The organism is Stenomitos rutilans (genome assembly GCF_059505485.1).
Map to the genome: position 1 here is coordinate 1 of NZ_JCACKR010000140.1, position 24,348 is coordinate 24,348.

The 24,348-nt window shown below is 49.6% G+C and carries 25 protein-coding genes and 2 pseudogenes; 6 read left to right on the forward strand and 21 right to left on the reverse strand.

Features of this window, described 5'->3' with window-relative positions; all coding sequences use genetic code 11:
• Positions 1–79 precede the first annotated feature (79 nt).
• The 7 genes and pseudogenes from AC5JLP_RS29670 to AC5JLP_RS29700 form a co-directional block, all read right to left on the reverse strand.
• Complete coding sequence (locus AC5JLP_RS29670; RefSeq protein WP_496071459.1) at positions 80–364, reverse strand: hypothetical protein; 285 nt, start codon at positions 362–364, stop codon at positions 80–82.
• 189 nt (positions 365–553) lie between these two features.
• Positions 554–1,795, reverse strand: coding sequence for a PrsW family intramembrane metalloprotease (locus AC5JLP_RS29675; RefSeq protein ID WP_496071460.1), 1,242 nt, complete (start codon positions 1,793–1,795; stop codon positions 554–556).
• Positions 1,796–1,989: 194 nt separating this feature from the next.
• Positions 1,990–2,415 (reverse strand): hypothetical protein, encoded by a 426-nt coding sequence (locus tag AC5JLP_RS29680; protein ID WP_496071461.1) that lies wholly within the window; start codon positions 2,413–2,415, stop codon positions 1,990–1,992.
• A 127-nt stretch (positions 2,416–2,542) separates the two neighbouring features.
• Entirely contained in the window at positions 2,543–3,211 is a 669-nt protein-coding gene (locus tag AC5JLP_RS29685) for a hypothetical protein (protein ID WP_496071462.1), read from the reverse strand.
• 113 nt (positions 3,212–3,324) lie between these two features.
• Positions 3,325–3,552, reverse strand: coding sequence for a hypothetical protein (locus AC5JLP_RS29690; RefSeq protein WP_496071463.1), 228 nt, complete (start codon positions 3,550–3,552; stop codon positions 3,325–3,327).
• 103 nt (positions 3,553–3,655) lie between these two features.
• Positions 3,656–4,207, reverse strand: coding sequence for a recombinase family protein (locus AC5JLP_RS29695; protein WP_496071464.1), 552 nt, complete (start codon positions 4,205–4,207; stop codon positions 3,656–3,658).
• A gap of 209 nt (positions 4,208–4,416) precedes the next feature.
• A pseudogene (locus AC5JLP_RS29700) lies at positions 4,417–5,245 on the reverse strand (IS5 family transposase).
• Between the two features lie 180 nt (positions 5,246–5,425).
• Here AC5JLP_RS29700 and AC5JLP_RS29705 point away from each other — a divergent pair.
• Both AC5JLP_RS29705 and AC5JLP_RS29710 read left to right on the forward strand, forming a co-directional pair.
• Positions 5,426–6,526 (forward strand): PDDEXK nuclease domain-containing protein, encoded by a 1,101-nt coding sequence (locus tag AC5JLP_RS29705; RefSeq protein WP_496071465.1) that lies wholly within the window; start codon positions 5,426–5,428, stop codon positions 6,524–6,526.
• Positions 6,523–7,053, forward strand: a pseudogene (locus AC5JLP_RS29710) (tyrosine-type recombinase/integrase). The gene AC5JLP_RS29705 and the pseudogene AC5JLP_RS29710 overlap by 4 nt, the downstream one beginning before the upstream one ends.
• Here the strand turns inward: AC5JLP_RS29710 and AC5JLP_RS29715 are convergent.
• From AC5JLP_RS29715 to AC5JLP_RS29725, 3 genes are all read right to left on the reverse strand, one after another.
• On the reverse strand, positions 7,040–7,762 hold the full coding sequence (locus AC5JLP_RS29715) for a ParB/RepB/Spo0J family partition protein (protein WP_496071466.1): 723 nt from the start codon (positions 7,760–7,762) through the stop codon (positions 7,040–7,042). The pseudogene AC5JLP_RS29710 and the gene AC5JLP_RS29715 overlap by 14 nt on opposite strands.
• Positions 7,763–7,764: 2 nt before the next feature.
• Positions 7,765–8,391 (reverse strand): ParA family protein, encoded by a 627-nt coding sequence (locus tag AC5JLP_RS29720; protein ID WP_496071467.1) that lies wholly within the window; start codon positions 8,389–8,391, stop codon positions 7,765–7,767.
• A gap of 93 nt (positions 8,392–8,484) precedes the next feature.
• Positions 8,485–8,679 (reverse strand): TOBE domain-containing protein, encoded by a 195-nt coding sequence (locus tag AC5JLP_RS29725; RefSeq protein WP_496071468.1) that lies wholly within the window; start codon positions 8,677–8,679, stop codon positions 8,485–8,487.
• Between the two features lie 223 nt (positions 8,680–8,902).
• Here AC5JLP_RS29725 and AC5JLP_RS29730 point away from each other — a divergent pair, with 223 nt between their 5' ends.
• Positions 8,903–10,351 (forward strand): bifunctional orotidine-5'-phosphate decarboxylase/orotate phosphoribosyltransferase, encoded by a 1,449-nt coding sequence (locus tag AC5JLP_RS29730; RefSeq protein ID WP_496071469.1) that lies wholly within the window; start codon positions 8,903–8,905, stop codon positions 10,349–10,351.
• Positions 10,352–10,419: 68 nt separating this feature from the next.
• Here the strand turns inward: AC5JLP_RS29730 and AC5JLP_RS29735 are convergent, their stop codons facing one another.
• From AC5JLP_RS29735 to AC5JLP_RS29750, 4 genes are all read right to left on the reverse strand, one after another.
• Positions 10,420–11,127 (reverse strand): glutamine amidotransferase, encoded by a 708-nt coding sequence (locus AC5JLP_RS29735; RefSeq protein WP_496071470.1) that lies wholly within the window; start codon positions 11,125–11,127, stop codon positions 10,420–10,422.
• Between the two features lie 128 nt (positions 11,128–11,255).
• The gene (locus AC5JLP_RS29740; protein WP_496071471.1) at positions 11,256–11,924 is read right to left on the reverse strand and encodes a M24 family metallopeptidase; all 669 of its coding nucleotides are present in this window, start codon (positions 11,922–11,924) and stop codon (positions 11,256–11,258) included.
• A 44-nt stretch (positions 11,925–11,968) separates the two neighbouring features.
• The gene (locus tag AC5JLP_RS29745; protein ID WP_496071472.1) at positions 11,969–12,865 is read right to left on the reverse strand and encodes a dihydrodipicolinate synthase family protein; all 897 of its coding nucleotides are present in this window, start codon (positions 12,863–12,865) and stop codon (positions 11,969–11,971) included.
• 55 nt (positions 12,866–12,920) lie between these two features.
• Entirely contained in the window at positions 12,921–14,342 is a 1,422-nt protein-coding gene (locus AC5JLP_RS29750; RefSeq protein ID WP_496071473.1) for an APC family permease, read from the reverse strand.
• Between the two features lie 389 nt (positions 14,343–14,731).
• On the opposite strand from AC5JLP_RS29750, the gene AC5JLP_RS29755 reads away from it, so the two are divergent.
• Positions 14,732–15,313 carry a helix-turn-helix domain-containing protein gene (locus AC5JLP_RS29755; RefSeq protein WP_496071474.1) on the forward strand — a complete coding sequence of 194 codons (582 nt, stop codon included), beginning with the start codon at positions 14,732–14,734 and terminating at the stop codon, positions 15,311–15,313.
• 134 nt (positions 15,314–15,447) lie between these two features.
• On the opposite strand, the gene AC5JLP_RS29760 is transcribed toward AC5JLP_RS29755, so the two are convergent.
• Positions 15,448–15,684: a thioredoxin family protein gene (locus AC5JLP_RS29760; RefSeq protein ID WP_496071475.1), complete on the reverse strand. Its 237-nt coding sequence runs from the start codon at positions 15,682–15,684 to the stop codon at positions 15,448–15,450.
• Positions 15,685–15,793: 109 nt separating this feature from the next.
• Here AC5JLP_RS29760 and AC5JLP_RS29765 point away from each other — a divergent pair, with 109 nt between their 5' ends.
• Complete coding sequence (locus AC5JLP_RS29765; protein WP_496071476.1) at positions 15,794–16,168, forward strand: winged helix-turn-helix transcriptional regulator; 375 nt, start codon at positions 15,794–15,796, stop codon at positions 16,166–16,168.
• Here the strand turns inward: AC5JLP_RS29765 and AC5JLP_RS29770 are convergent.
• The 5 genes from AC5JLP_RS29770 to AC5JLP_RS29790 all read right to left on the reverse strand — a co-directional run bounded on the left by AC5JLP_RS29770 (position 16,165) and on the right by AC5JLP_RS29790 (position 22,716).
• Positions 16,165–16,296: a hypothetical protein gene (locus tag AC5JLP_RS29770; protein WP_496071477.1), complete on the reverse strand. Its 132-nt coding sequence runs from the start codon at positions 16,294–16,296 to the stop codon at positions 16,165–16,167. The two genes, AC5JLP_RS29765 and AC5JLP_RS29770, sit on opposite strands and share 4 nt — an antisense overlap.
• A gap of 168 nt (positions 16,297–16,464) precedes the next feature.
• A complete protein-coding gene (locus AC5JLP_RS29775; RefSeq protein WP_496071478.1) occupies positions 16,465–17,256 on the reverse strand; it encodes a peptidylprolyl isomerase in 792 nt (263 codons plus the stop codon).
• A 148-nt stretch (positions 17,257–17,404) separates the two neighbouring features.
• A complete protein-coding gene (locus AC5JLP_RS29780) occupies positions 17,405–18,826 on the reverse strand; it encodes an HlyD family type I secretion periplasmic adaptor subunit (RefSeq protein WP_496071479.1) in 1,422 nt (473 codons plus the stop codon).
• A gap of 150 nt (positions 18,827–18,976) precedes the next feature.
• Entirely contained in the window at positions 18,977–22,129 is a 3,153-nt protein-coding gene (locus tag AC5JLP_RS29785; RefSeq protein WP_496071480.1) for a peptidase domain-containing ABC transporter, read from the reverse strand.
• Positions 22,130–22,158: 29 nt separating this feature from the next.
• Positions 22,159–22,716 (reverse strand): helix-turn-helix domain-containing protein, encoded by a 558-nt coding sequence (locus AC5JLP_RS29790; protein WP_496071481.1) that lies wholly within the window; start codon positions 22,714–22,716, stop codon positions 22,159–22,161.
• Between the two features lie 775 nt (positions 22,717–23,491).
• Between AC5JLP_RS29790 and AC5JLP_RS29795 the strand changes: the two genes are divergently transcribed.
• A complete protein-coding gene (locus tag AC5JLP_RS29795) occupies positions 23,492–23,752 on the forward strand; it encodes a hypothetical protein (protein WP_496071482.1) in 261 nt (86 codons plus the stop codon).
• Between the two features lie 351 nt (positions 23,753–24,103).
• Here the strand turns inward: AC5JLP_RS29795 and AC5JLP_RS29800 are convergent, their stop codons facing one another.
• On the reverse strand, positions 24,104–24,247 hold the full coding sequence (locus AC5JLP_RS29800; RefSeq protein ID WP_496071483.1) for a hypothetical protein: 144 nt from the start codon (positions 24,245–24,247) through the stop codon (positions 24,104–24,106).
• Positions 24,248–24,348 lie beyond the last annotated feature (101 nt).

Sequence of the window (24,348 nt, forward strand, 5' to 3'; positions counted from 1 at the left end):
CTTATTCTTGCCCTGTCTCTACCGTTAGCAGAGTTAAGAAAAGGGGAAGCTTCTCCTCAAAAACTGCTCTGTTGCTCAATTAGTCAGGGGTGCAAATACCATTAGCCCCATTGCGTCTCGTGTAAGACATATCTACAGTTTCATCGGGGTTTAGCGTGATGGAAATAGTAATACCTCGAAGGGTAGCTTCGTAGCTATTACTGCTAAACTTTTTAAGACTTGCCTCCTCTCCATTAATGTAAACGTAGCCTCCTTTATCAGCGTGTACTTCAATACCAGTTGGACAATTGTAGTTAAGTTGTGGAATGCCTGCTGCATTAGCAGCGCCAATCATGGCAAATTCAGACACCATTACAGCAAGCATAGAAGCAACGATCGATTTTTCATCATGTCCATTCTTTGTTTAAGCCTTTCCAGGCTGGGGTTAACGAGCGTTTTGAGAATTAGTTAATCTTGGCGTTAATTATTGCACAGCTCAGGCAAAAGTTAGTCTCTACAGCGGCAAAGCCAAACCTGCCTTAAAGAACAAAGAAGAAACTTGTTAGATCGGTAGCTAACCGCGCAACCGCACCAATTCGTCTCGCCAGCAGGCAACCAACGGATCGGTCTCTACGTCTCGCCCAGTGTGCTTCACCCGCCACTTGCGGATCGCCAGTTCATCTTGTGCCCGCACGATCGCCCTTGATGTGCGCCCTTTCAGATGAGGAATGCGGCGTGTTCTAAAGATGCGATCGCGCTTCACCTGTTCGTACTCTTCTGGCGTAATCACAGGCTCGGTCTCATCTGCCAACTCTTCCCGAATGACCTGCCGCTCCCAAACGCCGCTCTGCCACAGCATCACCCCGACAATCAGAAGAAAGGGAAATAGGAGAATCAATCTTAGGCAGCTATGAGATATCCATTGGCTGAAAAAGGGTTCAATCACCTCGGAAACCGCTTTGGGAGTGGATTCGTCATGAAATGGCTTCCCAGTCGTTATAAAGGTGTACAGGTACACCAATAGACCGAGACCGTTATTGAGAAAATGGGCCGAAAATCCCAACAGCCAGCCTACTACCGGAGCCGCATAGCGCAACCAGCGGCGGGTGGTTTGCCGAGCCAGCCCCAGCCCCATGCCAAACATTCCTGTATGGAGCGCATGTCCTGCTAGCCCAAACAGCGCAAACCGATCCGCTAGCTGGAAATACAGCGGGACATCCCCTGTAGCAACATATCCTTGCAGCACGTATAAGGGGGCTTCAAACAAGTTGAAGCCTATCCCTACCAGCGCACCGTAAATAAAGCCATCTCGAACATCATCAAATTCAGCCCGCAGCAGCCAGAACAACAGCACCACTCCCAGCCCTTTCGTGGTTTCCTCCACCAGCGGACCGGCGATGGGAGCACCCAGAATTATTCCGGCCTTCGCACCAAAAATTGCCTGGGCATCAGGATGCACTTTCACATAGCTGTCTACAGCAGCGAGGATGTAGTTGTTAAGCGGCAGGGCTAATCCGGTGGCAAGCAGAGCGCCCCACAGCACCGCGATCACGTAAAGCCATCTCGACTCTGGTTCCCGGCGATCAAGAAACCACAGAATCGCCAGGGGAACAAGCGCCAGTAAGAGCGACGCTGCCACCGCAATGAAGAAGATCTGGAAACCAACCGGGGTAACGGGTGAGAATTCTTTGCCAAAGGATGACGCGCTGATGGCAATGAATACCACCAAGCCAATGATGATCAATACAGCGTTGCGGGGGTGACTTAAGGGCGACCCATAGAACAGTCTGGCTCGATTGGTTAACAACGTAGGCACCTCATAATTAAAGGAAGAAGCACTGAATAAGGTCTTGCAGTGATACTAATCCACCAGGCAAGTCACCTACAGCGATCGCCGAGTAGGTTGGGACGATCTTCTCAAGGCGTTTCACGGTGCAAAATTCTTGAGATAGTTCATTTTCCCAACCCCTGTAGTCACAACATCTGCCAGGTGAATAAATGGAGTAACACTTACGGGGTGATGGCAACTGAGACCTGAAAGGGAACCGTTTGATTGCGGTCTTTGGCATTCCCCTTGAGATACACGCGAATGGTGTAATCGCCACTGCGTGGTAACTTAACGCTGCCGTCGTTGCCTGACACTGAGCTGTTATAGATTGCCGGACCGCCGCCTGGTGGGAGAATGTTGAAGTAGGCTGTTCCGTCAGTGATCAACGAAACTCCGAACGTTTGCCCCGCCCGCGCATTCAGAATGTAGTCGTGGTATTGGTTGCCTGTGATCGAAGAACTCATGAAAGAGTTGTCGTTGCCAGGGGAGAAATGCACGACCGTATGCGCTTGAGCCAACAATGGTGCAGCGATACCGAAGGTGAGCGATGCAGTGATCACCGTGGCGGCTAAAACCTTACGGGTAGACGCTAAGACAAAGTTTTCCATGTGATAGTTTCTCTATTGCAATAATGGACACAAACTCGAAAAATTTGGAAACAGGAATGACGGACAAGCCTCCAAACCTTACATTATTGGCACTGTTTGCTTTCCGTCATTGCCGGGTTAATAGCAACTATGGCTGACAATCTCCTGAACCACCTGTGTAGACGATCGACTGGTAGCGTCCTTCATCCGTGCGGATTGTGACGCAATAGTTGGTTCGACTTTCCAGCCAATAGGTGTATCCCCCATCATCTGCCTTGACAAAGCGATAGCCCCGTCTCCTGATTGTGTTTTCTGCCTGTCCTGCCCTTGCCCCTACCAAATCACTCAGGCGAGAGACGGTTGTACCTGCCGTTGGTTGCCTGGAAGGACTTCCACCAGTAGTGTTGGCTGACCTGTTACAATCCGCTGAGCCGCCTGTATAAGCGATCGACTGGTAGCGTCCTTGCTCAGTGCGAATCGTGACACAGTAATTGGTTCGACTTTCCAGCCAATAGCTGTAAACCGCGTCACCGGATGGTGGATCAGTCCGAACGAAGCGATAGCCCCGTTGTCTAATCGCGTTTTCTGCCTGTCCTGCCCTGGCACCCACTAAATCACGCAGGCGAGGAACAGTTGTACCCGCATCAGGTTGAGCACGAGCAATAGAATTCCCAGCCATCGGATTGCTTGAACTCTGCCCAGAGGAAGCTGTATTCCAGTAAACAACTGACTCAGTATCGGCTTTGACAGCTACGGCAAAACCTAGAGAAGCGATCGCCACTGTTACTGCTAGGAGCGAATTGGTAAGCTTCATCATTAAAAATCTCCTAAGTACGACAACGAAAATGGCATTAGTAGTGCATCCGCCAGATACGTTTATTAATTGACATTGAACAATGTGATTTGGTGCAATTCAGCTTTTTGTAGGATTTATTCAGAACTATGCTTGGGGGTCGGTGAATTATTAAAGATGGTAGTGCCATTTAGAGAGTTTGCGTAGCCATCGCACCATAGCTCCGCTTTGCGGTTCATTCGCTCGCTTGGTTGTTCGTTGCCTATATGGGTTAAGTCGTCATTCAACACTGGCAGTCCAAGTGGGTAATGGTCCTTCGTTAAAACAAAAACCAGATCCAGCCAGTTCAATAAAAGTACTGACATTCATCACCTTGTCACTAATACTGGCTGCAAATTACTAAACGCATTAGACAGCAAAACTTCGCATATGCAAAGCTGTATCCGGCCACAATCAAGAGTTACTGGCTTACGACCCACTAATATGCCTGTAGTAAGTGGCTGGAGATATTTTTAGCACTTCGCAAATCTCAGCGATCGTCCGCTCTGGGTCTGCTGCCAGCGCTTTTGCCATTGCAGTTTTCTGAGGGGTCACGACAGTACGTCTACCACCTTTCCTACCCCTTACCCTGGCAGCACTTAATCCAGCTTGGGTGCGCTCACGGATAATTTCCCGCTCAAACTCAGCGATCGCCCCGAAGATGTGGAAGATGAGCCTGCCGCCGCTGGTTGTCATATCGAGGTTCTCTTGAATGCTTTTGAAGCCAATTTTCTGCTCACTCAGTTGGGTCACGGTTTGAATGAGGTGGTTGAGCGATCGTCCCAAGCGATCAAGCTTCCAAACAACGAGGGTGTCACCTTCTCGCAAGTACGCTAATGCTTCTGTCAGTCCTGGGCGATTAGACTTGGCACCGCTGGCAATGTCAGTAAAGATTTTTTTACATCCTGCTTGCTTCAGCGCATCAATTTGCAAGTCTAGCGATTGGTCGGAGGTTGAAACGCGTGCATAACCTATCAGCATTAGGTGAGCTCTGTTGAGAATACAGGTGTATTCTCAACAGAGCTCACCTCTAAAAGCTAGTTTTGAGAAGTTGATTTTGAGAAGAGTTTTGAGAGAAAGAAAAGCTTGATTGCTCGTTGGAGGAAATTGCATTGTCAGAGTCTCTCAAAAATGACCGTTTTTGAGACAGGTATAACTGGCACAAGCCTACATTAGACCTCTTGCGTGAATCATGAGAGGCTGCCAAGTTCAAAATTGAGGATCGCTGCAATCAGGTTGAAGCGTAAGCTAAAGCGCCTGCGTCGATTACGATCGCGTTCCGCCAAAATGCGAAAAATCTTCAAGCGGCGGTTCACAGGCTCGACCACAATCCGCAAGCGAGCAAGCAAACGATTATGTTGACGCTCAGACTGGTCTAACTTGGCTTTGCGGGGTTTCTTCGTCGGTGTCACACTGTTGGTGTGGACTTGAGCCAGCCCTTGATCGCCCTTGTCAGCCAGACACAATGGCTCCGGTAACAGGGGCAATGGCTGCAACTGGAACAAGCGAAAGTCATGCACTCGTCCTTTGCCAAAAGCGGTGCAAATGATTTGCCCGTTGGCTTGGTTGACCACCACTTGCGTCTTCAAGGTGTGTTGCTTTTGCTTGCCACTGTAGTAGCCGCGCTGTTTTTTTAGGGCGCTCAAGCGGGCTTTCAGTGACATCCACCACGAGCACGTCCCACGTAGCCGCCTGCTGATACAACTGCTTCTTGCCAGGTAAGCGAAACTTGCCAGAGCGCATGAGCAGCGTTTCGACTTTGCTAATCAACCGACAGACAGCCGACTCACTAAGACCCCAGGTTGTCGCAATATGGAACTGCGTCCGTTACTCCCGCCAGTATTCGAGTACCAGCAGCAACTGGTCTTCGACGCTCAATTTACACTGTCCACCACGTTTGCCCCGACGGTCGAGTTGCGGACGCAGTAAGTGAGCCCTCTGCTCAAACGTCTCAGGTTGCACCCCGCAGCGTCGCTGAAAGGCACTGGGCTGCAGGTGTTTGAATTGCTCGTAGGTCATGACTGTTTCCTCCTTACCTACTTCTACTTGCCTACACCCGATTCACGCAAGAGGTTTATTGTACTATTGGCGTACTGTCGCAAAGCTAGAGAGTCTGATAACTTTAAGATAGCGGCTAGTGCATAACGCTGTCTGCAATACTCCACTACCGTCTGCCCACTGCTTGGAGCGGTTCTACGCGTGTCCAAATCCGGTTCTCTGTTTCCAACTGATGATAACTACACGACCTTTTTGCGATCGCTGAAAGAACGGATTCGTCAGGCGCAAATTAAGGCGGCACTGGCAGTCAACCAGGAATTGCTCCTGCTCTACTGGCAGATTGGGCAAGATATTTTGGAACGGCAACAAGAGGAAGGATGGGGCGCGAAGGTGATCGATCGCTTAGCGAAAGACCTGAAGTGGGAGTTCCCTGAGATGAAAGGCTTCTCTCGCTCCAACCTCAAGTACATGCGAGCTTTTGCAGAAGCTTATCCCCCTGGTGAAATTGGTCAGCAGCTTGCTGTCCAAATACCCTGGTTTCACAACTGCATGATCCTAGAAAAGGTCAAAGATCCGCAGAAGCGGGTCTGGTACATTCAGAAAACCATTGCCAACGGCTGGAGCCGCAATGTGTTGGTGATGCAGATCGAGAGTGGGCTTCACGAGCGTCAAGGTGGAGCGGTCACTAACTTTGAGCGCACCCTGCCCCCCTCTCAATCGGATTTGGCACATCAACTCATTAAAGATCCGTATGCACTGGACTTTTTGACGTTAGGTGAGGAGGCTCAGGAGCGTGACTTGGAGCGGGGTCTGGTAGAGCATATCCGTGACTTTCTGATGGAACTTGGCACAGGCTTTGCCTTTGTTGGCAGTCAGCATCCCTTAGAAGTCAGTGGCAAAGAGTACCGTATTGACCTGCTCTTCTATCACATCCCACTGCACCGTTACGTGGTGATTGATCTGAAGATGGGCGAATTTGAGCCACAGCACTCCGGGCAGATGAGCTTCTATGTGGCGGCGGTAGATAACTTGTTAGGCACGGATCGGGATGACCCGACGATCGGTATCATTCTGTGCAAGTCCAAGGATCGCACCATCGTTGAATATGCGCTTCAAGGCAGCCACTTGCCCATTGGTGTCTCTTCCTATCAACTCCAGTCCAAACTGCCGCCAGCGCTCGAAAGCAGTCTACCTTCGGCGGAGCAACTGGAGATCGTACTCAATACGGCTGCGGCATCAATCGAGGCAACGTTAGACGAGACATCACAGAGCGAGTCTCCTGATGAGGCACTACCCTCATGAAAACAACTCAGGGCACGCAAAACCCAGCACTCGGAAAATTGCCTAACGCTCGCAGGTATGCTGAAGTGCGATCGCGTGAACATCTACTGGCGGCAGAAGTGGAAGCGATGCGCGAGGTGATCAAGAAGAATGGTAGTCACCATGCTCATCGGGATAACACTCTCATCCTGGTGATCTATCGGCATGGGCTGCGGGTGGAGGAAGCCGTCAATTTCAAGTGGGAGCAGGTTGATTTCGCGTCTGGCAACATCCATGTGCGGCGGATCAAGCAGGGTACACCTTCGATGCAATCGTTGGGTGGTGATGAAATGCGAGCGTTGCGAAAGCTCTAGCACGAATACCCGACTTCGCCTTTTGTCTTTCAGTCCAGCCGGAAGGGTCCACTGGCAAACGATACGATCGCGGGCATTGTTGAGCAGGCTGGAGCACTGGCAGCGTTACCGTTCCCGATGCATCCGCATATGCTCCGACATAGCACGGGGTACTACTTGGTGAACAAAATAGTCGCTCACTTTAGTCAGCCTTGACCGACTCATCAATCGCGTCATGCAACAGTTGCTTGATTTTTGGTAGCTGCTCAAGAAGCTTTTGCGCCGCTGGCGCATCTGGGGCAATCACCTCCCATTGCTCCAACTCCTTCATTGTCTTTTTAATAAATGTGCAACTCTGCACATTTTTCGGCGGCTCCTCTCCCGCAAGATAACTCATCACCGTGCGACGACTTTTGCCGATAATTGTTTGAAGCGCAGGAGCCAGTGCCTTCTCGCCTGCTTTCGGTCTACCTTTGCCATCTTTATAGCCTGCTTGTCTCAGTCTCTCGGCGATCGCTCTAACTTCAGAAGGGGTATAGTCACGTCTCTGTTCGTTTTCGGCGATCTCAATTTCTAGAGCGCGAGACGGTTCTGCTGTCGCATCGAACTCCATCACTCGCACAGGGACTCCAGTAGCGAAGTGTTGCTTGAAGGTCTTTAAGTCAGTCTCCTTCAATTGCAAGATTGCAGCTAGTCGATGTCCACCTGCCAGCAACCGACCTTGCTTGTCTACTGCCAATGGCTCAATCAGCCCTAACGCCGCGATCGACTCAGCTAACGCCGCGACGTGAGCAGGATTAAGAGGGCGTGTATCAGCATCTCGTGGTTTGATTGCCTCTAAAGGCACTACGGCATTATTGACAGACGCAACACCACTACGTTTGGTATTGCTTTGAGCAGTTTTGATCAGGTCATTAAGACTCATAGCTATCTGAGTGATTTTGTAAGCTTCCACAATTCCGTGCCCACCGCTTTCCACTCCACAGCAGCACCATCCGCAGCTTTACCAGGCAGCATGGAAACAGTGCAGCCCGCTAATTCTGCATCCAGATAGCAATCACGGCGCTGAATGGTTTGAGTAAAGGTAGGGATGCTTGCCTCAACCAACGCTTGCTGGACTCGTTCACCTCTGCGTGAAGGACGCGGCGGCACCAGAGACAATAGCACACGGTAGCGATCCGAAGTGAGCTCCTTGAACTGAGTCAAGGTCTGAATCGTTGCCTCGATCGCGGCGGGTGAGCAGGAGGTAGGAATGATCAGAAAATCGGCAGCATTAGCAAGCTGGGTCAGTTCCTCTTCGTCCGGGTTTCCCGGTGTGTCAATGATCAGGTCAGTAAAACCAGCGGGCGGTTGCTCATTACCATCGAAGACAGTGAAACCAACTTTGTGATCAGAGGCAAGACCCCGCTTATACCAATTTAAGGCAGTGCGGATGGCATCGCCATCACCTAGCACTACTTTTCGTCCTTTATGCTGACTTAACGACTCCGCAATATGAATTGCTGTAATTGTTTTAGACACTCCACCCTTAAAGCTCAGGATAACGATGATCATCCAACTAGCCTCAAATTTATGCTCAAGTCCCGCTCTTTAGGCGTTAGTTTATCCATCATCAATCTTGCTATGACACTACTTGTTCAACCGCAATCATGCCATCGCTGGCTTTATGACGGCATAGGCAATCTTACCTTTGCTCAAGCCAAGTTTTTCAGCAGAGGACTTCTTGATGATTGAGGTCACTTCGATACCAGGAGTAATTTCTAGGATGATTTCTATATTTGCGGCACCGACTTCAATTTTTTTGACGATCCCTTTGAGCAAGTTACGGGCACTGATCCACATAGCGATGTCTTTACAACTCGTAGAGGTAGGCGTAGACCTCCACTAATACATGCTTGCCTTGGCTGTGATTGTCACCTTAGCTTGATGATGACTTTGACTCATTGCGTTCTGTTTACTCAAACCGAACAAGTTCATCTAAAAAACGGACAGGGTGGTGGTTACGAAAGCTTCTGTCCTAACAGTGCGTCTGGTGTAGTGTAGGAATGCTCCCTAAGAAGCCCCCATGCACTTCTCTCACAAGTTAGAAGCAGCAATGACACGTAACGCCAGCCTGCTAGTGGTCGGACTCGATCCGAATCCAGAACTGCTGCCTGCGCGCTTTGGCGATCGCGGTGATAATCTGATTGGCGGCTTACGAGACTGGCTACAATCCGTGATTGCAGAAACGGCTGATCTCGTTTGCGCTTACAAACCGACTCTCAGTTTTTATGTCGCGTTAGGTGCGCCAGGGATGATACTGCTGCAAGAGACGATCGCAGCGATTCCATCGCATCTCCCGATTATTCTGGATGCCAAACACAGTGATCTGAATACCAGCACTTGCTTTGCCCAGACGGTGTTTGAGCAGTGGCAGGTGGATGCCATCACCGTCAATCCCTACAGTGGGCAGGATCAGGTAGCTCCCTTTCTCGTACACACTGGTAAAGCAGTGTTCGTGTTGTGCTCTACAGCCAACCCGACAGCGGCAACGTTACAGCACTACCCCTCAACACAGTCCCCACTCTCTATGCATGTGGTGCAAGTCGCTAGAACCTGGGGCACGACCGAACAAGTGGGTCTGGAAGTAGGGACGACCGCACCCGATGTCTTGCAGAGCATCCGGGCGATCGCCCCTGAACGCCTCATTCTGGCACGGAGCCTTTGGCAAGAAGGCGCTGATCTGACACAACTTGTGACAGCAGGGCTGAATACCGATGGGGCAGGGTTACTCATTCCCATTCCTCCGGACTGGTTGAGTTGTGAACAGCCGAGTGAGCCGATCCGATCGCTGCGTGCATCAGTCAATCAAATGAGAGATCAGGTGGTGCGTGAGGGGTCTACCTGTGGTCTATGGGTCTCCGACATTTGTACATTGGCTCCCCATCCCCAACTTGACTTAATTTTGCAACTCTTCGATGTCGGTTGCATCTTATTTGGTGAGTTTGTGCAGGCTTCTGGAGCGATCTTCCCCTACTACATTGACCTGCGTAAAATTATTTCTAACCCTCAACTCTTCCATCAAGTGCTCAACGCTTATGCAGAGAGACTCAAACCGCTAGAGTTTGATCGCATTGCTGGCATTCCATACGGTTCGCTACCCACCGCCACTGGACTGTCTCTACGCCTGAATCGTCCCATGATTTTTCCCCGCAAAGAAGTGAAAGCGCATGGCACCCGTCGCGCGATCGAAGGCCACTTTGAGTTGGGAGAACGAGTCGTGGTGGTAGACGACATTTTGATCAGCGGCAAAAGTGCGATGGAAGGAGCCGGGAAGTTGCAAGCAGCAGGTTTGCAGGTACACGATATTGTGGTGCTGCTCGACCATGAACAGGGAGTCAAAGACCGACTGGAAGGAAATGGCTATCGAGCACACTCCGTTTTAGCTCTTTCTGAGCTTACCGAAACGCTGTATCAGGCTGGACGTATTACTGAAAAACAGTACAACGCCTTCACCGAGACAGTAGGAAAGTAGCGCTGTCATGGGAGGGCTCCATCCAGTGCCCTCAAAGATAAAATTGCTAAGCAATGCGTGCGGTTGATCTAGCCAATAGTGAGCGCTGCTAACCAGGTTTGCCATACCTGTGCTGCTTGCTTTTCTAGCCTTCTGGCATAAAGCGATGTCTCTTGACGCAGCTCAGCGACTGTGAGATTGGCAGCCCTGATCTCGCTGGCATGACCAATGAACCAACGCTCTAACCCGATCGCCGTGACTTCTGGATGAAACTGTAGTGCCAGACAGTGTTGCCCCCAGGAAAAAGCTTGATTCGGATAAGTAGCGGTTGATGCGAGATGGGTTGCACCGATCGGTTGATCAAAGGTGTCTCCGTGCCAATGCAGCACAGAAGTAGACTCCGATGCGAGATGGATCAGTGGAGAACGCTTTCCCGCTTCACTCAAGGCGATCGTTGACCAGCCAATCTCCAGATTATGACCTGGATAAACCTTCGCACCCAGCGCTCGCGCAATTAATTGAGCACCCAAACAGATACCTAACGTCGGTAGATCGCTTGCTAAACGCTGCTCTAGAAACTGCAATTCATGCGTTAAAAACGGATATGCCTTCTCCTCATACGCACCGATCTGTCCGCCCAAAACAACTACGAGGTCAGCATCAAATGGGTCTAGATCTGATAGGTTATCCACACCCGCTTCGATGTTTGTGATGATGTAATCGTGTTGTTTAAGCGCGATCGCCAACGTACCCAGGTCTTCAAACGCCACATGCTTAATAACAGTTACCTGCTTCATGTTCCATTCCATCACCAATTAAAATTTTCAATGCAGAACCTTGAAAAGACGCTCCAGGTGGTGCAAGTGTGTGCATGATCGCCATACACCGCCTTTTCCTTGATGACACCTGGAGTGACACGTTTGCATTAGATCAAGATATCTTCAAAGAACGCGCCGAATGGCTTTTCTGGATGCCGAATCTGGATTTCCAACACCCACAGTTTGGGCGATGGATGGAACGGAATTTCCGCTAATGAACCTTTGTAATAGGCTTCGTGAGGGAAATCGCCCAGACGGTGCCCACTTAAGTCAAGATTCAACGCCCAACCCAACTCTTTTGTGAACTGCTCTGCAAATTGGTACAGGGCTTGCCCAGTGAACTGCTCCGTTTTCCATTTGTTGGCAACAGCAGCAAAAATCTGTCTGGCATCAGCGGCACAGCGCTGCAAATCGGCATTGTTTCCCATGACGAATGTATTGCCAGCATCGCCCTCATAACCGTCCCATACGGGGCCAATGTCAATGAAGTAGATGTCATCTTCACCCAATTTGATGCCTGGGTCGGAGTCTGCGCCAAAGGTTTTGATGGTATTGGCACCAAACCGGACGAACGGTTTATGCCAACCCTGACGGGTGCCCATTGCTTGCAGCGTGGCGATCGCCATCTGGTTCGCATCTTCCTCTACCATGCCGATGTGGACTTGCTCTGCGATGCGGTTCACTGCCTCCAGCGTTTTCGCTCGAATGGCAAACAGTTTCTCCAGCGCAAAGTCCTCTTTGGTTTGTTCTAACGCTGCAAATTCTTGGGTCAACATACGTTCAGTTCCTGCTTTAATGAATAGGCTTCAATGAATGTGCTTCAAGTCGTGGGTTGAGTGCGAACCTGGTGCAAAAGTGCCTCCAGGTTCTGGACTGCCGCTTTCTCTAAAGGCAACAAGGGTAAGCGTGGGACTCCCACATCCAATCCCAGTAGCTTTAACCCGGCTTTGATAGTGGCAGGTAAATGGCCACTGACAAGGAACCGGAGTAACGGCAGTTGTTGGTCAAAAAGCTGCTGAGCACTCGCTAAATCACCTGTAGAAATAGCCTGATAAAGTGCCAGCGTCAGGTCTGGAATCAAATGCGGCGCGGCGGTACACCACCCACTGGCTCCGGCTTTCAGTGCTGCCAATGCCAATGGATTAGAGCCGTTATAAAACGGCAGAGTGCAATTGGAGAGCGTTTGTAAGCGGTGCATCCGTTGGATGTCTCCGGTACTTTCTTTAACCATCGTGATGTTGGGAATGGCGTTTGCCATTTGCACGATGAATTCCGATGAAAGATCAATCCCACTGGTCGCGGGATTGTTGTAAACCATGATTGGTAGGCTGATGGCAGCGGCGATCGCCCCATAGTGCTGCAAAATCTCGCGCTCAGAGAGCTTCCAGTAGGACATCGGCAGCACCATGACAGCATCCGCTCCCGATCGTTCAGCAAACTTAGCCCGCTGAACGGCAACCTGAGTAGTGAGTTCCGAGATGCCCACAAGGGTCGGCACCCGTCCAGCCACCTGTTGCAGTGAGACTTCAGCGACCGTTTGCCATTCAGACTCACTCAGGTAGGCGCTTTCACCGGTGCTGCCCAGAGGCGCGATCGCGTGCACTCCACGTTCAATCAGTTGTTCGACCAGCACCGCTAACAGGGCTGTATCCACTTCCCCATTCGGTTTGAATGGTGTGACTGGATAAGCAATAATGCCGTGAAATTTTGCTGTCATCAACCCAAAGCTCCTGTCATCACGACTCTGCCGTCTCGCAATCTGCAACGCATCCCTACCGATGGGTTAACACATGAAAGGCAGGCTCTTGACTCGCCACTTCAAAGTCCTGGCGAATCTCTGTCACCACGCTCGGACGGCGTTTGAAAAGAGTGAGGAACCATGCCGCACCCACTGCAAAGTAGCCCAAAAACAAGTAGGGAAGCAGATTGATCGGATAGGACGGCACGGGATAAACACTCCCGATCGTCGGCACCAACAAAAACAGTACTGCCATCACCGCCAGAAAAATGTGCCCTAGACGCAGCCAGCCTTTGCGGTAGAGATAGACCGGGGCGGCGATCGAGATCAGAAAATAGGCTGCCAAAAAACCAAACGCACCCAGGGTGCCCACATAGCCAAAGGCATCCGCTACCGCGACCCCGAACAACGTCATCAGCGTCGGCACAGCAAACATTAAAGCAGCGAGAAAATTAACGGCAATATGCGGAGTGCGATTGCGGTGATGAGCATTTCCCAACGCTTTGTGAAATAAGCCATGCTGCCCCATCGGGTAGAGAATGCGCGAACCAGCGCTGAGACACGACAATGCCAACGAAAAGAAACTTGTCATCGCCCCTAAAGAAATGGGTGCCTTCAAAAGGCCAAGCTGCATCAAGTCAGCTAGGTCATTCAGGGGGGCAGTCGCTTTAGCCAGACTGGGATCGTGATTGCCCAAGCCAGCCACTTCTGCGTAGGAGACAATTACAAAGAACAGCCCCGTCAACAGCAGACTACAGACGACGGCTCGTGGAATGGTTCTCAAGGGATTTTTCGCCTCTTCACCAAACGCGGTGGGTGCTTCAAAGCCTACTAAACTGAAAATACAGACCACTACCCCTAAACTCAGTCCCGAAAACGAAGCGCCTTGCAGTGATAGTTGAGACCGATCCACGACTCCCACGTGAAACAGTACGACGATCGCTAATAGCAAAATCAGTGCCACTGAAAGCCCTTCCAAAAGCATCATCAAAATGCTGGACAATTGCACGTTTTTGTAAGCACAAAACCAGGATGCCCCCGCACAAATGGCAAATAAAACCACACTGGGAATGTGCAGCCCAACCAGTCCCAGGAGTTGATCCGCAGAAATGCTAAAACCCGTCAAACCAGCGGTGCCAATGAATAAATAAGCCCACACCAAACACCAGCCCGACAGGGCACTGCCTAACGGTCCCAGCCCTCTGCCTGTATAGAGATACATCGAACCCGCAGAAGTGGAACGAGACGCAAACTGATTCAGGTTGAACGCCACAAACAGCAGCATGAGTGTTGCAAAAACATACGTGAGCCAGGTGCCTGACCCGGCATTGCTGAACGTGAGGGGAATAATTAAAGCAGCCGTCATCGTTGGTGCAATTAAAGCGATTCCCTGAGCGAGAACTTCGGGAAAACTAAGGCACTCCGATCGCAAAGATGCAGGTTTGGATATTGCCATTTCTTTGAGTAGGCTAAGGTGGATAGAGGATTAGCAGCAAATGCAAACAACAGAAACTTTGCCAAACGTCGTCGAGAACGTTTGACTAGCTCAAACATTTGAACCGATGCACTGAACCGATGAACACGGCTAAAGCAGTGCCCTCTGGAATGGTTAGATTAAGATTGAACAAAAGCGCTGAAGCAGGTGTTGAAACACTCACCGATCAGGCATTTCAACGTTTATGCTTCTGTCTCGTGGCAATGAAAGCTGTGGTTCTACTAAGCCACTTTTTTAGCTAAACAACAGTATCTACGACTACAAAATTGCCCCTCAGTCAAAAAAAGCTTTTCAATTTTGACCAACAGGCAACTTCCTGGTATGGTGAAAGCTGTAAATCATCCCAACCGATGCAACTTCAACTTGAACTGACAAAACTAGGTGTCCGGCTTCGCAGCTTACGGAACCAGCGAGATTGGACATTGGAAGACCTTGCTAAGCGCGCTGGCGTTTCGGAAGCCTATCTGTCTCGCCTCGAAGGGGGCGATCGTCAGCCTTCGCTAGCTGTGCTGTTTAGTCTGGCTCAGGCATTTGGGGTCGCGCTACCATCCCTGTTTGAGCCAGAACCGCAAGAGGCAACTTGCGTCGTGGTTCGCGCTGGCAGCACCGCCAGTCACCAGGGGCATGGCTTATTCTATCAGCCACTATCGGGGGGCGATCGCTTTACCAACCTTCAACCGATCCGCGTCACGGTTCCCATTGATCGCCTAGGCGACTGTCTTTATGAGCACGATGGCGAAGAATGGCTCTATGTCCTTTCGGGACAAGTAGGACTTGTTTTCAGCGACGAAGAATACATCTTGTCCATGCATGATGCCGCCCACTTCGATGCCCGAAGACCGCATCGTCTGTTGGCAAAAGGCGAGGCAGATGCGGAAATTATTTTAGTCGCTTGCGCGGTGCCTCGTTCATTGCTTCAAAGCTATCTGTAGAATGCGTAGCGGGTTGATGATGCGATCGCACTTGTTCTGTTCTTGCTTAATTTGCCCTGCCGTTACGCCTCAAGGCGTGGCTCACCTCTGCTTTCACTGGAGGTAAACCACGCTTTGAAAACCAAGTGTGCAAGCTAGGTCAAATCTGCTAATGCTGCACCGAAGTTGATATGGAATGGCTGGTTATCTAACACTAAGGCTGGGACAGACTGAACACCCTTTGCTTGTGCTTCGGCAATTTTCTCCTTGTGCTCGCCCAAGTGAGTAATTTCCAACTCGTAACGGTTAGGGTCAAGGGCTTGAGCGACAGTTTGCTCAGCGCTGATACAGACAGGACAGCCAGCATGATAGAACGTTGCTTTCGCTTTCATTCTTCTTTCTCCCGATTTGGTTTGCACAGCTACCCTACCAAAGCGCTGAAGGGAGCGGAAGTAGGTACAATTCAGTGGGGTAGGCACTTTCTGGTACGGCTTTAGATAGATGAGTGAACAGAAATTTTTGAGTCCTTCGTCAGTTCAAAAACCATCAGTGATCAGCATCGCTGAGGATATTTTGGGCTGTAAGTGGTCGCTTACAGTACTACAATTGGTTCGCCAAGGCATCTGCCGACCTGGTGCAATGGAACGTAGTGTTAAAGGGTTAACGACGAAGGTGCTCAATGAGCGATTGAGAAAACTAACGAACTACAACATTCTTCAGCGTCATGCGTATCCAGAAATTCCGCCTCGCGTAGAGTATCGCTTTACAGAGTTTGGGTTACGTTTTATGCCGATTCTAGATGCGATCGAGGCGTTGCAGTGTGAACTTGAAGAACCGATTGACCAAGGTGCTGTCAAGAGTCAAACAGCCGTTTAAAGATCGCATTGGGGCGGGCTACCAAAAGCTCGTAGCGCGTTGTGAAGAAAGGCTAGATAGAGCGATCGTCCTTCTGCGGCGCTCGGCAGCACACCCGTTGCTTTGGCGCAGCCTTGTGGCGATCGCACGGAGCGGAAACAAAAATGTTTGTGACTAAGGACGAGGAAGGGTAAGAGCAACCGCTATAATCAGGCACGCACGCCGAGTTTCATTGCTGCTCCGAAACTTTGGTGCCACTTTGAAGAGACCGCTCACGATGACCACCGATCCAGCTTTGGAACCAGACTCCCCTCCACTCACCCAGCAGCACTGGATGAGTAGCTTGGCGCAGGAAGTTGATCAATTGCGTCTGTATGCAGTTCTGTGACGACATCAATATGCTCTGCCTGTTGCTTTAACCACTGCAAAGATAAGTCTGAGAGGATTTGATGGTAGAGCCATTGATTCAGCTCTGTCTGCACGACTTCTTCAACGAGAATCAGATGTGCGCCTTTAGCAGTAACGATCGGCTTCATCACTTGAGGTGGAGTGGCGGCAAAGACAGCGGCAGAAAGCTCAGGCAACAAATTTCGACGTTGTAACGTGCCACGATAACCGCCAGTACGCCGCAGTTCCTGATCTTGGATATATTGGTGAGCCATTTCGTGGAAATTCATCTCACCTTCCTGGATGGCGTAATAAAGCTCCATTGCCAAGTCTGGATCGTCCAGGACAACTTCGTACAGAACAGCCTGAGTAAAATCAAGCTGATGCTCTACAAAAAAAGGTTCGACTTGCTCTGCAAACAGATGTTGAGCGAGCTTTAATGACAGCGCATTGATGTAAATTGAAGCCTCAAACTCATCTAATGATAAGTAATGGGCTTGTAGCCATGCCCAGGTATCATTAGCGCTCCACAATTTGTGGGTATGGCGAAAGTTATCTGCTGCCTGCTGAAGTTCCTCAGGCTCTACTTTGATGCCCAATGTTTCTGCTGTAGACTCAATGATTTTGCGATGGACAATACTGGCGATCGTCGCTGGAATCTGATGAGACAGCTTCATCTCGTGAATGAGATCCTCATGAGAAATGTTGATCGCGTTTAACATCGTAAAGCTCCTTGACAAGTGAGATTAAAATGGCAATTGGTTTAGTACAGTAAATTCCAAAATGGTAGATACGTGCTTCAGCTTTTAGCTGACTGCTGACCGCGAAGGGAAGACTACGACTTGATTTGGCGTTACTATAAAAAAGATGCTAAAGCGCTAAACCACCTTTTTGTAACTTCTTAAACGGGTCGAGAATGAAGTCAATGATCCGACGCTGACGGACAATGACTTCTCCCGTTGCGGCTTGACCGGGCGTGAGAGCAATTTGTTTGTTTGCTGTTTGAATGTAAGGACGATCGAGCGTAATTTCGAGTTCAAAACTTTCGACCGTACCTTGAGCAGTTTCAGTCATTTTAGAGTCTGGAGAAACCCAGGCAACATGGCCTTCTGTAATGCCGTAGTCTTGAAAGGGATAGGCATCAAACTTGACTTTCACAGGCATTCCAACTTCGAGAAAGCCACTCTCTCGGCTGCTCATATTTGCTCGCAGCACCAGAGGAACATTTTTGGGTGCAATTTGCGCGATCGTTTGACCCGGTTGCAAGACGGCTCCAGCTTGCTGAGTCGGCAGTTCAAATAAGGTGCCGTCGATTGGCGATCGGACATCGCGCTGCTGCAACTGAAATTGCAGTCCTTCAATTTGCTTTTTCGTTTGCTTCACCTCCGTTCGCACATCCGCAATTTGAGATGCCAATTCTTTGCTGCGTCGCTGTGTTTCGAGCACTGTGATCTCACCACTGCTCACCGCACTGTCGTACTGGTTCTGCTGGGCTTTGATTTGATACTCTGCCTGTCGTACATCAGAATCAGCCTGGTTTAGATTCCACTTGGTCTCATCAACTGCCCGTTGCACTTCCACCATTCTGACCTCTGGAATCACACCCTCCTTGACTAGCTTTTCATGCCGTCTGACTTCAACCATGTCTCTTGCCAACCGCGTACTGGCAATGCCCCGCATTTTTTGGCTGTAATTGAGCCGCTGCCGGGTTTCGTCAATTTGAGCAAGTTGCGAGGCTGCTTCAGACTTACCCTGTTGCTGTTGAGTGCGAACCGTTACTTCCAGAAGTTGATTCTTCATAAACTCCATCTGAGCCAGTCGATTCAATTGTCCCTCCAGCTTTGACTGTGCTTGCTGTAGCTCAGTACGCGCTAATTCTGCATCCAGTGACAGGAGCGGCTGCCCAGCTTTGACGGTTTCGCCCTCTTTGACTGAAATTAACGCCACCTTGCCAGATACAGGGGTGTCAAGTTTGACGGTCTTGCCTTTTGGCTCTAACCGTCCTTTGGCACTGCCCACTTCATCTACTTTCGCCAGCATCGACCAGGGTAAAACAACGGCTGTGAGCACGACCAGGGCGTAAAATAAGCCTCGCGTCCAGACTCGCGGCATGGTGTTGATGGTTTCCTGGGTCAACGATGACCATTCTTCGTTCGCATCCACTGACGGTGGACGATCGAGCACGGGTGGACGATCGAGGGTTGGCGGCTGCATAACCTTATCAGCAGGACGATGCCCGTTACGCTGATAGTCATTCTGGCGAAAGTTTGGAATATTGGATGGATTTGCCATGATTACCTTGGGGGAAAAGATGAAGGGTGAAGGATGAGTACTGTTGCTTGGAATCGAATGTGGACGGCTGACGAGTGAAGCTTATTGACCGACGTGCGATTTAAATCCAGGCCTTTTAGCCCTTAGCCTTTAGCCCTTAGCCTTTAGCAACTAACCAACGGTCGTTAGCTGTTGCTGATTCAAATAGAAATATTGCCCGCGCTTTGCCATCAGCTCGGTGTGAGTGCCTTTTTCAACCAGCACGCCGCGATCGAGCACCAAAATCAGGTCAGCATTGCGAATGGTAGAGAGGCGATGCGCGATGATCAGCGTTGTGCGATCTCTAGAGATATTGTTCAGATTGGTTTGAATGATGCGCTCCGACTCGGCATCAAGGCTACTGGTTGCTTCATCAAGGATCAACAGCTGAGGGTTGCTTAAAAGCGCACGAGCGATCGCCAGTCGTTGCCGTTGACCACCAGACAGGGTGCCGCCCGCTTCACCAATTTTGGTGTCGTAACCCATTGGCAATTCTTTGATGAATTGATCTGCGCCTGCCTGCCGTGCCGCTTCAATAACCGCATCCAATTTGGCTTCTGGATGCCCCATGCTGATGTTGTCGCGGATCGTGCTGCCAAACAGAAACGTATCTTGATCAACCACGCCAATTTGTTCACGCAGCGATCGCAACGCAAGGCTGGTCACATCGTATCCGTCAATCAGGATTTTCCCTTCCGTCGGTGGATAGAGGCCCAGCACTAGCTTTGAAATCGTCGTCTTGCCCGAACCACTGCGACCGACTAACGCCACGGTTTGTCCTGGTTGCACTTCAAAGCTGATGTTTTCCAGCGTGTTCATCTCACTTTCGGGGTGATAGCGAAACGTCACCTGCTCAAAGCGAATATGACCCCGCAACGGTGGGAGCAACTGATGCGATTGGGCTTCCCAACCTTCCTCTGGTTCCGATTCGATTACATCATCAATGCGTTCGATCGCAATCACCACTTCCTGAAACTGATTCCAGATCACCGTGAGCCGCTGGAATGGATTGATCACATTCCCCAACAGCATATTGAATGCCACTAATTGCCCGATCGTCAGTTGGTTGTGAATCACCTGCCAGGCACCAAACCACAGCAGTGCCGTCGTAGCGACCGCTTCGATCGTGGCGCTAAACATCATCAGCGCATTGCGAACGACTTGCCCAGAAAAGCTAGTTTTGAGCGTCTTGTTGAACAGTTCTTCCCAATGCCAGCGCACGGTCTGTTCGATCGCCATCGATTTGATGGTCCGAATCCCTGTGAACGACTCAATCAGGTAACTACTTTCACTCGTAATCGCATTGAAAATCTCACGTGAAATGCGCTGGAGAAAGGGCGTTGCAATCAACGTCAGCAGCGTAAACGGCGGCACGATGACCAACACCAGCAGTGCTAGCTTCCAGCTATACCAGAGCATCAAGCCCACGTAGACAAACACGGTCAGCAGATCCAGCACAACTGACAACGCCTCCCCCGTGAGGAAGCGCTGAATCTTGTGATTCTCTTGCACCCGCGAAATAATGTCACCCACGTAGCGAGATTCAAAATAGCGCAACGGCAACCGAAAGGCGTGTTTGATAAACCCAACAATCAGCGCCAGATCAATACGGTTTGCGGTGTGATCTAGAAGGTACTGCCGCAGTCCAGTCATGGCGACGCTGAAGAGACTGAAGATTAACAAGCCTGCCCCGATCGCGGTCAGCGTGAGTTCACTCCGCTGCACAATGACGCGATCGAGCAGTAATTGAGTGAGCAACGGCGTGACCAGTCCAAAAATTTGGATGAAGATCGATGCTAGAAACACTTCTAGCAGCACAAACCAGTGCGGTTTGACCAGCTCAAAAAAACGCCAAAAGTTAGTTTGAGACTCGTCAGCGTCTTTGAGCAACACCGTTGGTTGTAACAGCAGCGTATAGCCAGCCCAGCCAGCCTTAAAGGCAGCACGACTGAGGGACAGTTGACCAATCGCAGGGTCACCAACAATCACACGATCGCGCGTCACCTGATACACAACAATGTAATGATTGCCTTCCCAATGAGCGATCGCGGGCAAATTTTGTTTTGCCAAACTGTCCAAACTGGCTCTCACAGGTCGTGCCGAAAAGCCAATACTTTCAGCCGCCGCTGCTAACCCTCGCAAAGAGGACCCATTGCGATCGACATTTGCAATCTCGCGCAGTCGATTCACGTTAAACCGCTTACCCCAGTAGCGTCCAACCATCACCAGACAAGCCGCCCCACAATCAGACGCACTGTTCTGCCTATAAATCGGGTAGCGCTGCACAATTTGCTGCCACCAGTGACGTGCTTGTGTGCTGGGGCGCGGAAAGTAGGCTTTTTGATTTAGTGAGGAGTGAGGGGTAAGGGGTGAGGAGGGAAGAGGTTGTGAGGTTTGAGTCGCACTAGCTCTTTGAGAGTTACTTTGTAAGTGCGCCGCTACGTTAGAGAGATTTGAGTCTTGAACGACACTTTCCCCATTCCCCACTCCCCATTCCCCATTCCCGTCTTCTAATTCCTGACTGCTGCTCACTTCCGCCGACATTAACCCCGCTAATTGTGGCAAGTGATGCAGTGCCGTTTCCCATTGAGCCTGATTGAGGCTATACAATTCAGTCGGCTGAACCACTTGCCATCGCTCGCTTTGAGATGGATGAGCGATCGGATGTAACGCTCCAGCAATTAACGACTGCCCTTCATTGTTTAGAAGTTCTCCACGACGCAGCAGCCATAGCCTCTGATTCTGGCTTAAAGCAGGTGGCAATTTACCAACTTTTAAGTTGTGTGGTTCCAGCAATGACAACGCGGACATCAATGCTTCCAGCGATGCATCACGTAGCGGTGCAATTTGGCGGCACAGCAGCAGTAAGTCCCAAAGCACGGCTTGCCGATAAATCTGATCACGAATGCCAAACTGTTGACTGAATAGCGCTTGCAGACACTCATGAGATAGGTAAGCCAGCTTCAACTTTACCGAAGCTCTTGCCGTGTAGGGCTGGAAGTTGGCTTCTGGAAACAGTGTCAGTTCGCCAAACGATTTCCCTGCTTCCAAAGACACAATCAGGTCATCGTTGCGATCAAGCAACCTTACCTTACCTGCCAAAACGAGGTAGATTCCTGGCGCTGCGTCAGCGGATTGCCAGAATGGTTTACCAGCCGTAGGTTCTAAAAACTCAATTTGCTGAAAACACTGAGAAAATTCTATTTCTGAAATAGCTTGACTATATAGGTGTGTAAGCTGCTGAATAATAAATTGTTCTGAAACAGGCGATCGTTGATGAACCATAACCGAACCATCTTGCATTTAAATGTGCATTAGTTGCTGGTTTGCATGGGATTTAATGGCAGTAGTAGATTTGGTGGAGCAACAGGCTGTAAGTCACGAATGATAATGCCGTCCTTTACCTGCTCTGGCTCCACTGTGGCTTCTGAGTGATTAGCGCGGGTCGAGAGACCCATTCTCTTGAGCAAGCGATTGATATGACGATCGCTGACCTCAATGCCAAATTCATTGGCTAGATGCTTACTGAGCGCACCTGCCGTCCAACGCTTAAATGGATAGCCAAACTCACGGGGACTATGGCTCACCAATTCTTTCAGGCGCTCAAGAAACGGTTCATTGATGGTTTGAGGACGACCGATCGGGCAATCATCCCACTGATGCGCTTTGCCTGACCGTGCCATTTCAATCCAGTAGCGTGCAGTTTCTTGAGAACACCCCAGCCTCACACAAATTTGTGTTTGAGAGTGACCTGAGTCTGCAAGGAGCATAATTTCGATACGACGGTAATACTCCGATCGCATCTCAGATCTTATTTGCTTCACAAGAAGTTTGCGTTGAAATGGTGTCAGGAGTTGGCTCTGACTGCTCACAACAATCTCTCCTTTTAAACCCAACTGCTCCTTCTTCAGCTAACAGAGCAGGCTTTACTATTTGCTCAATCAGCATTTTGAGGAAGCACGTTTACAAAAGAATCTTCCTAAGAGTTAGTACGTCGTTAGCAGCGATTTGGATGTACTTAAAAGACAAAATCTTTGATTATTAGAACTTATACTTCGCAGATTATTACATTAAGCTTTGCAAAGCTTATCCAATACTGGATATGAATGGTTCCATATTTTTCTCCGTGGGAGGTGGTTAATGATTTCCATATTCTAACCAGAATATACATAAGATCAATACTCTTCTCTATATATTTCTCTTCTTTGCCAATTTACTCATGCTTCAATCATGTCTTTGCCGCTAAAAGTCTTTATCAGAAGGAGTTCTATCCGTTAAGACAGCTTCGGTTAAAGAAAATCTCGTATCAGGAACTAAAGCAATAACGACCTAACTAAGCGAATTAAGTCTAATTAAAATTGAAGTTGATAATCTTTTTTATATCTAAAGATAGATGATGGATATTCAATCTCGATCTTCTACTAGTTTAACTCCCCTAAAAGGTAGAAACATCATTAGGGACGCTAAAGATTAAACACCTTTAGAGTGTTTTAATTGTGTCCAACAAACAAGCATTTAGGACTTGAATGATTGAAGAGCGAACTCTAGATTAGAGAAGTAAGAACGAGCTACTCAAGCATGTTCCTGGTTCAAATCAAAACAACATCAACCATTTGTTGATTCACTACTAATTTAGGAGAATTCATCATGTCCATGATCAAGATTGAAGAACTTTATCCAGTTGCTGCTGACAGTCAACTCACTGACTTGACCACAGAAGAACTCACCTTAACGGGTGGAACTGGGGGATACGGTGGTGGCGGTCTTATTGGTGATGTCAACATCCTGAACGGCTCGCTTAACAACAATAAAGTCCTTAGCGGCAACTTCAGCGGCAATAGCTTCAAATACACGAAAATCGAAGACAGCTTCAACAAAAACTACAGCTTTGGCTATAAAAAGCACTAAGCTGCGCTTTTGAGGGAAAGCTCCGTAAGATAACTGGTGCTGAGAGTCTACATCTGTAGCTCACGAAGCACACGTACGAATCAATCGGGTTAGCAATACGATATTAACTTGTTGCTAACTCGATTTTTATACCTGTAGGATGGGGTTGAGTTAAACTCCAGCGGAGTGGGTGACTGCTCTGCTGGTCTTTAGAACCGTGCTTGAAGCTTGTCACATCACATGGCTCCTCAACAACTGAGTGTTTGTCATGCATACCTGAATGAACTTGGTCGTGGCAGTGCAGCACCAAGCGCAGCAAGAGCGCTCACGCTCGCTCGAGTTAAAGCACCGCAACCGCATTGCTACCAGCGTTTACGATGTTTCCTGGTCAAAGGGGAGAGCCAGTTGGTCTTGTCCCGCCAGTCGTTGACGTTCCTGCGCTATCTCCACTTGCCGCCTCACTTTGACCTGGTTCAACACCCGCTTGATGTAAGCAATCCCCTCCTCTTGGGTCATATTTTTCGTCTCTGCGTAACTCAAATCCTCACCAGGAAAGCTATTAGGCAGTGCATTAGATTAATGTGGGATAGGTGGCAATGTCATGCCAATGCCACGAT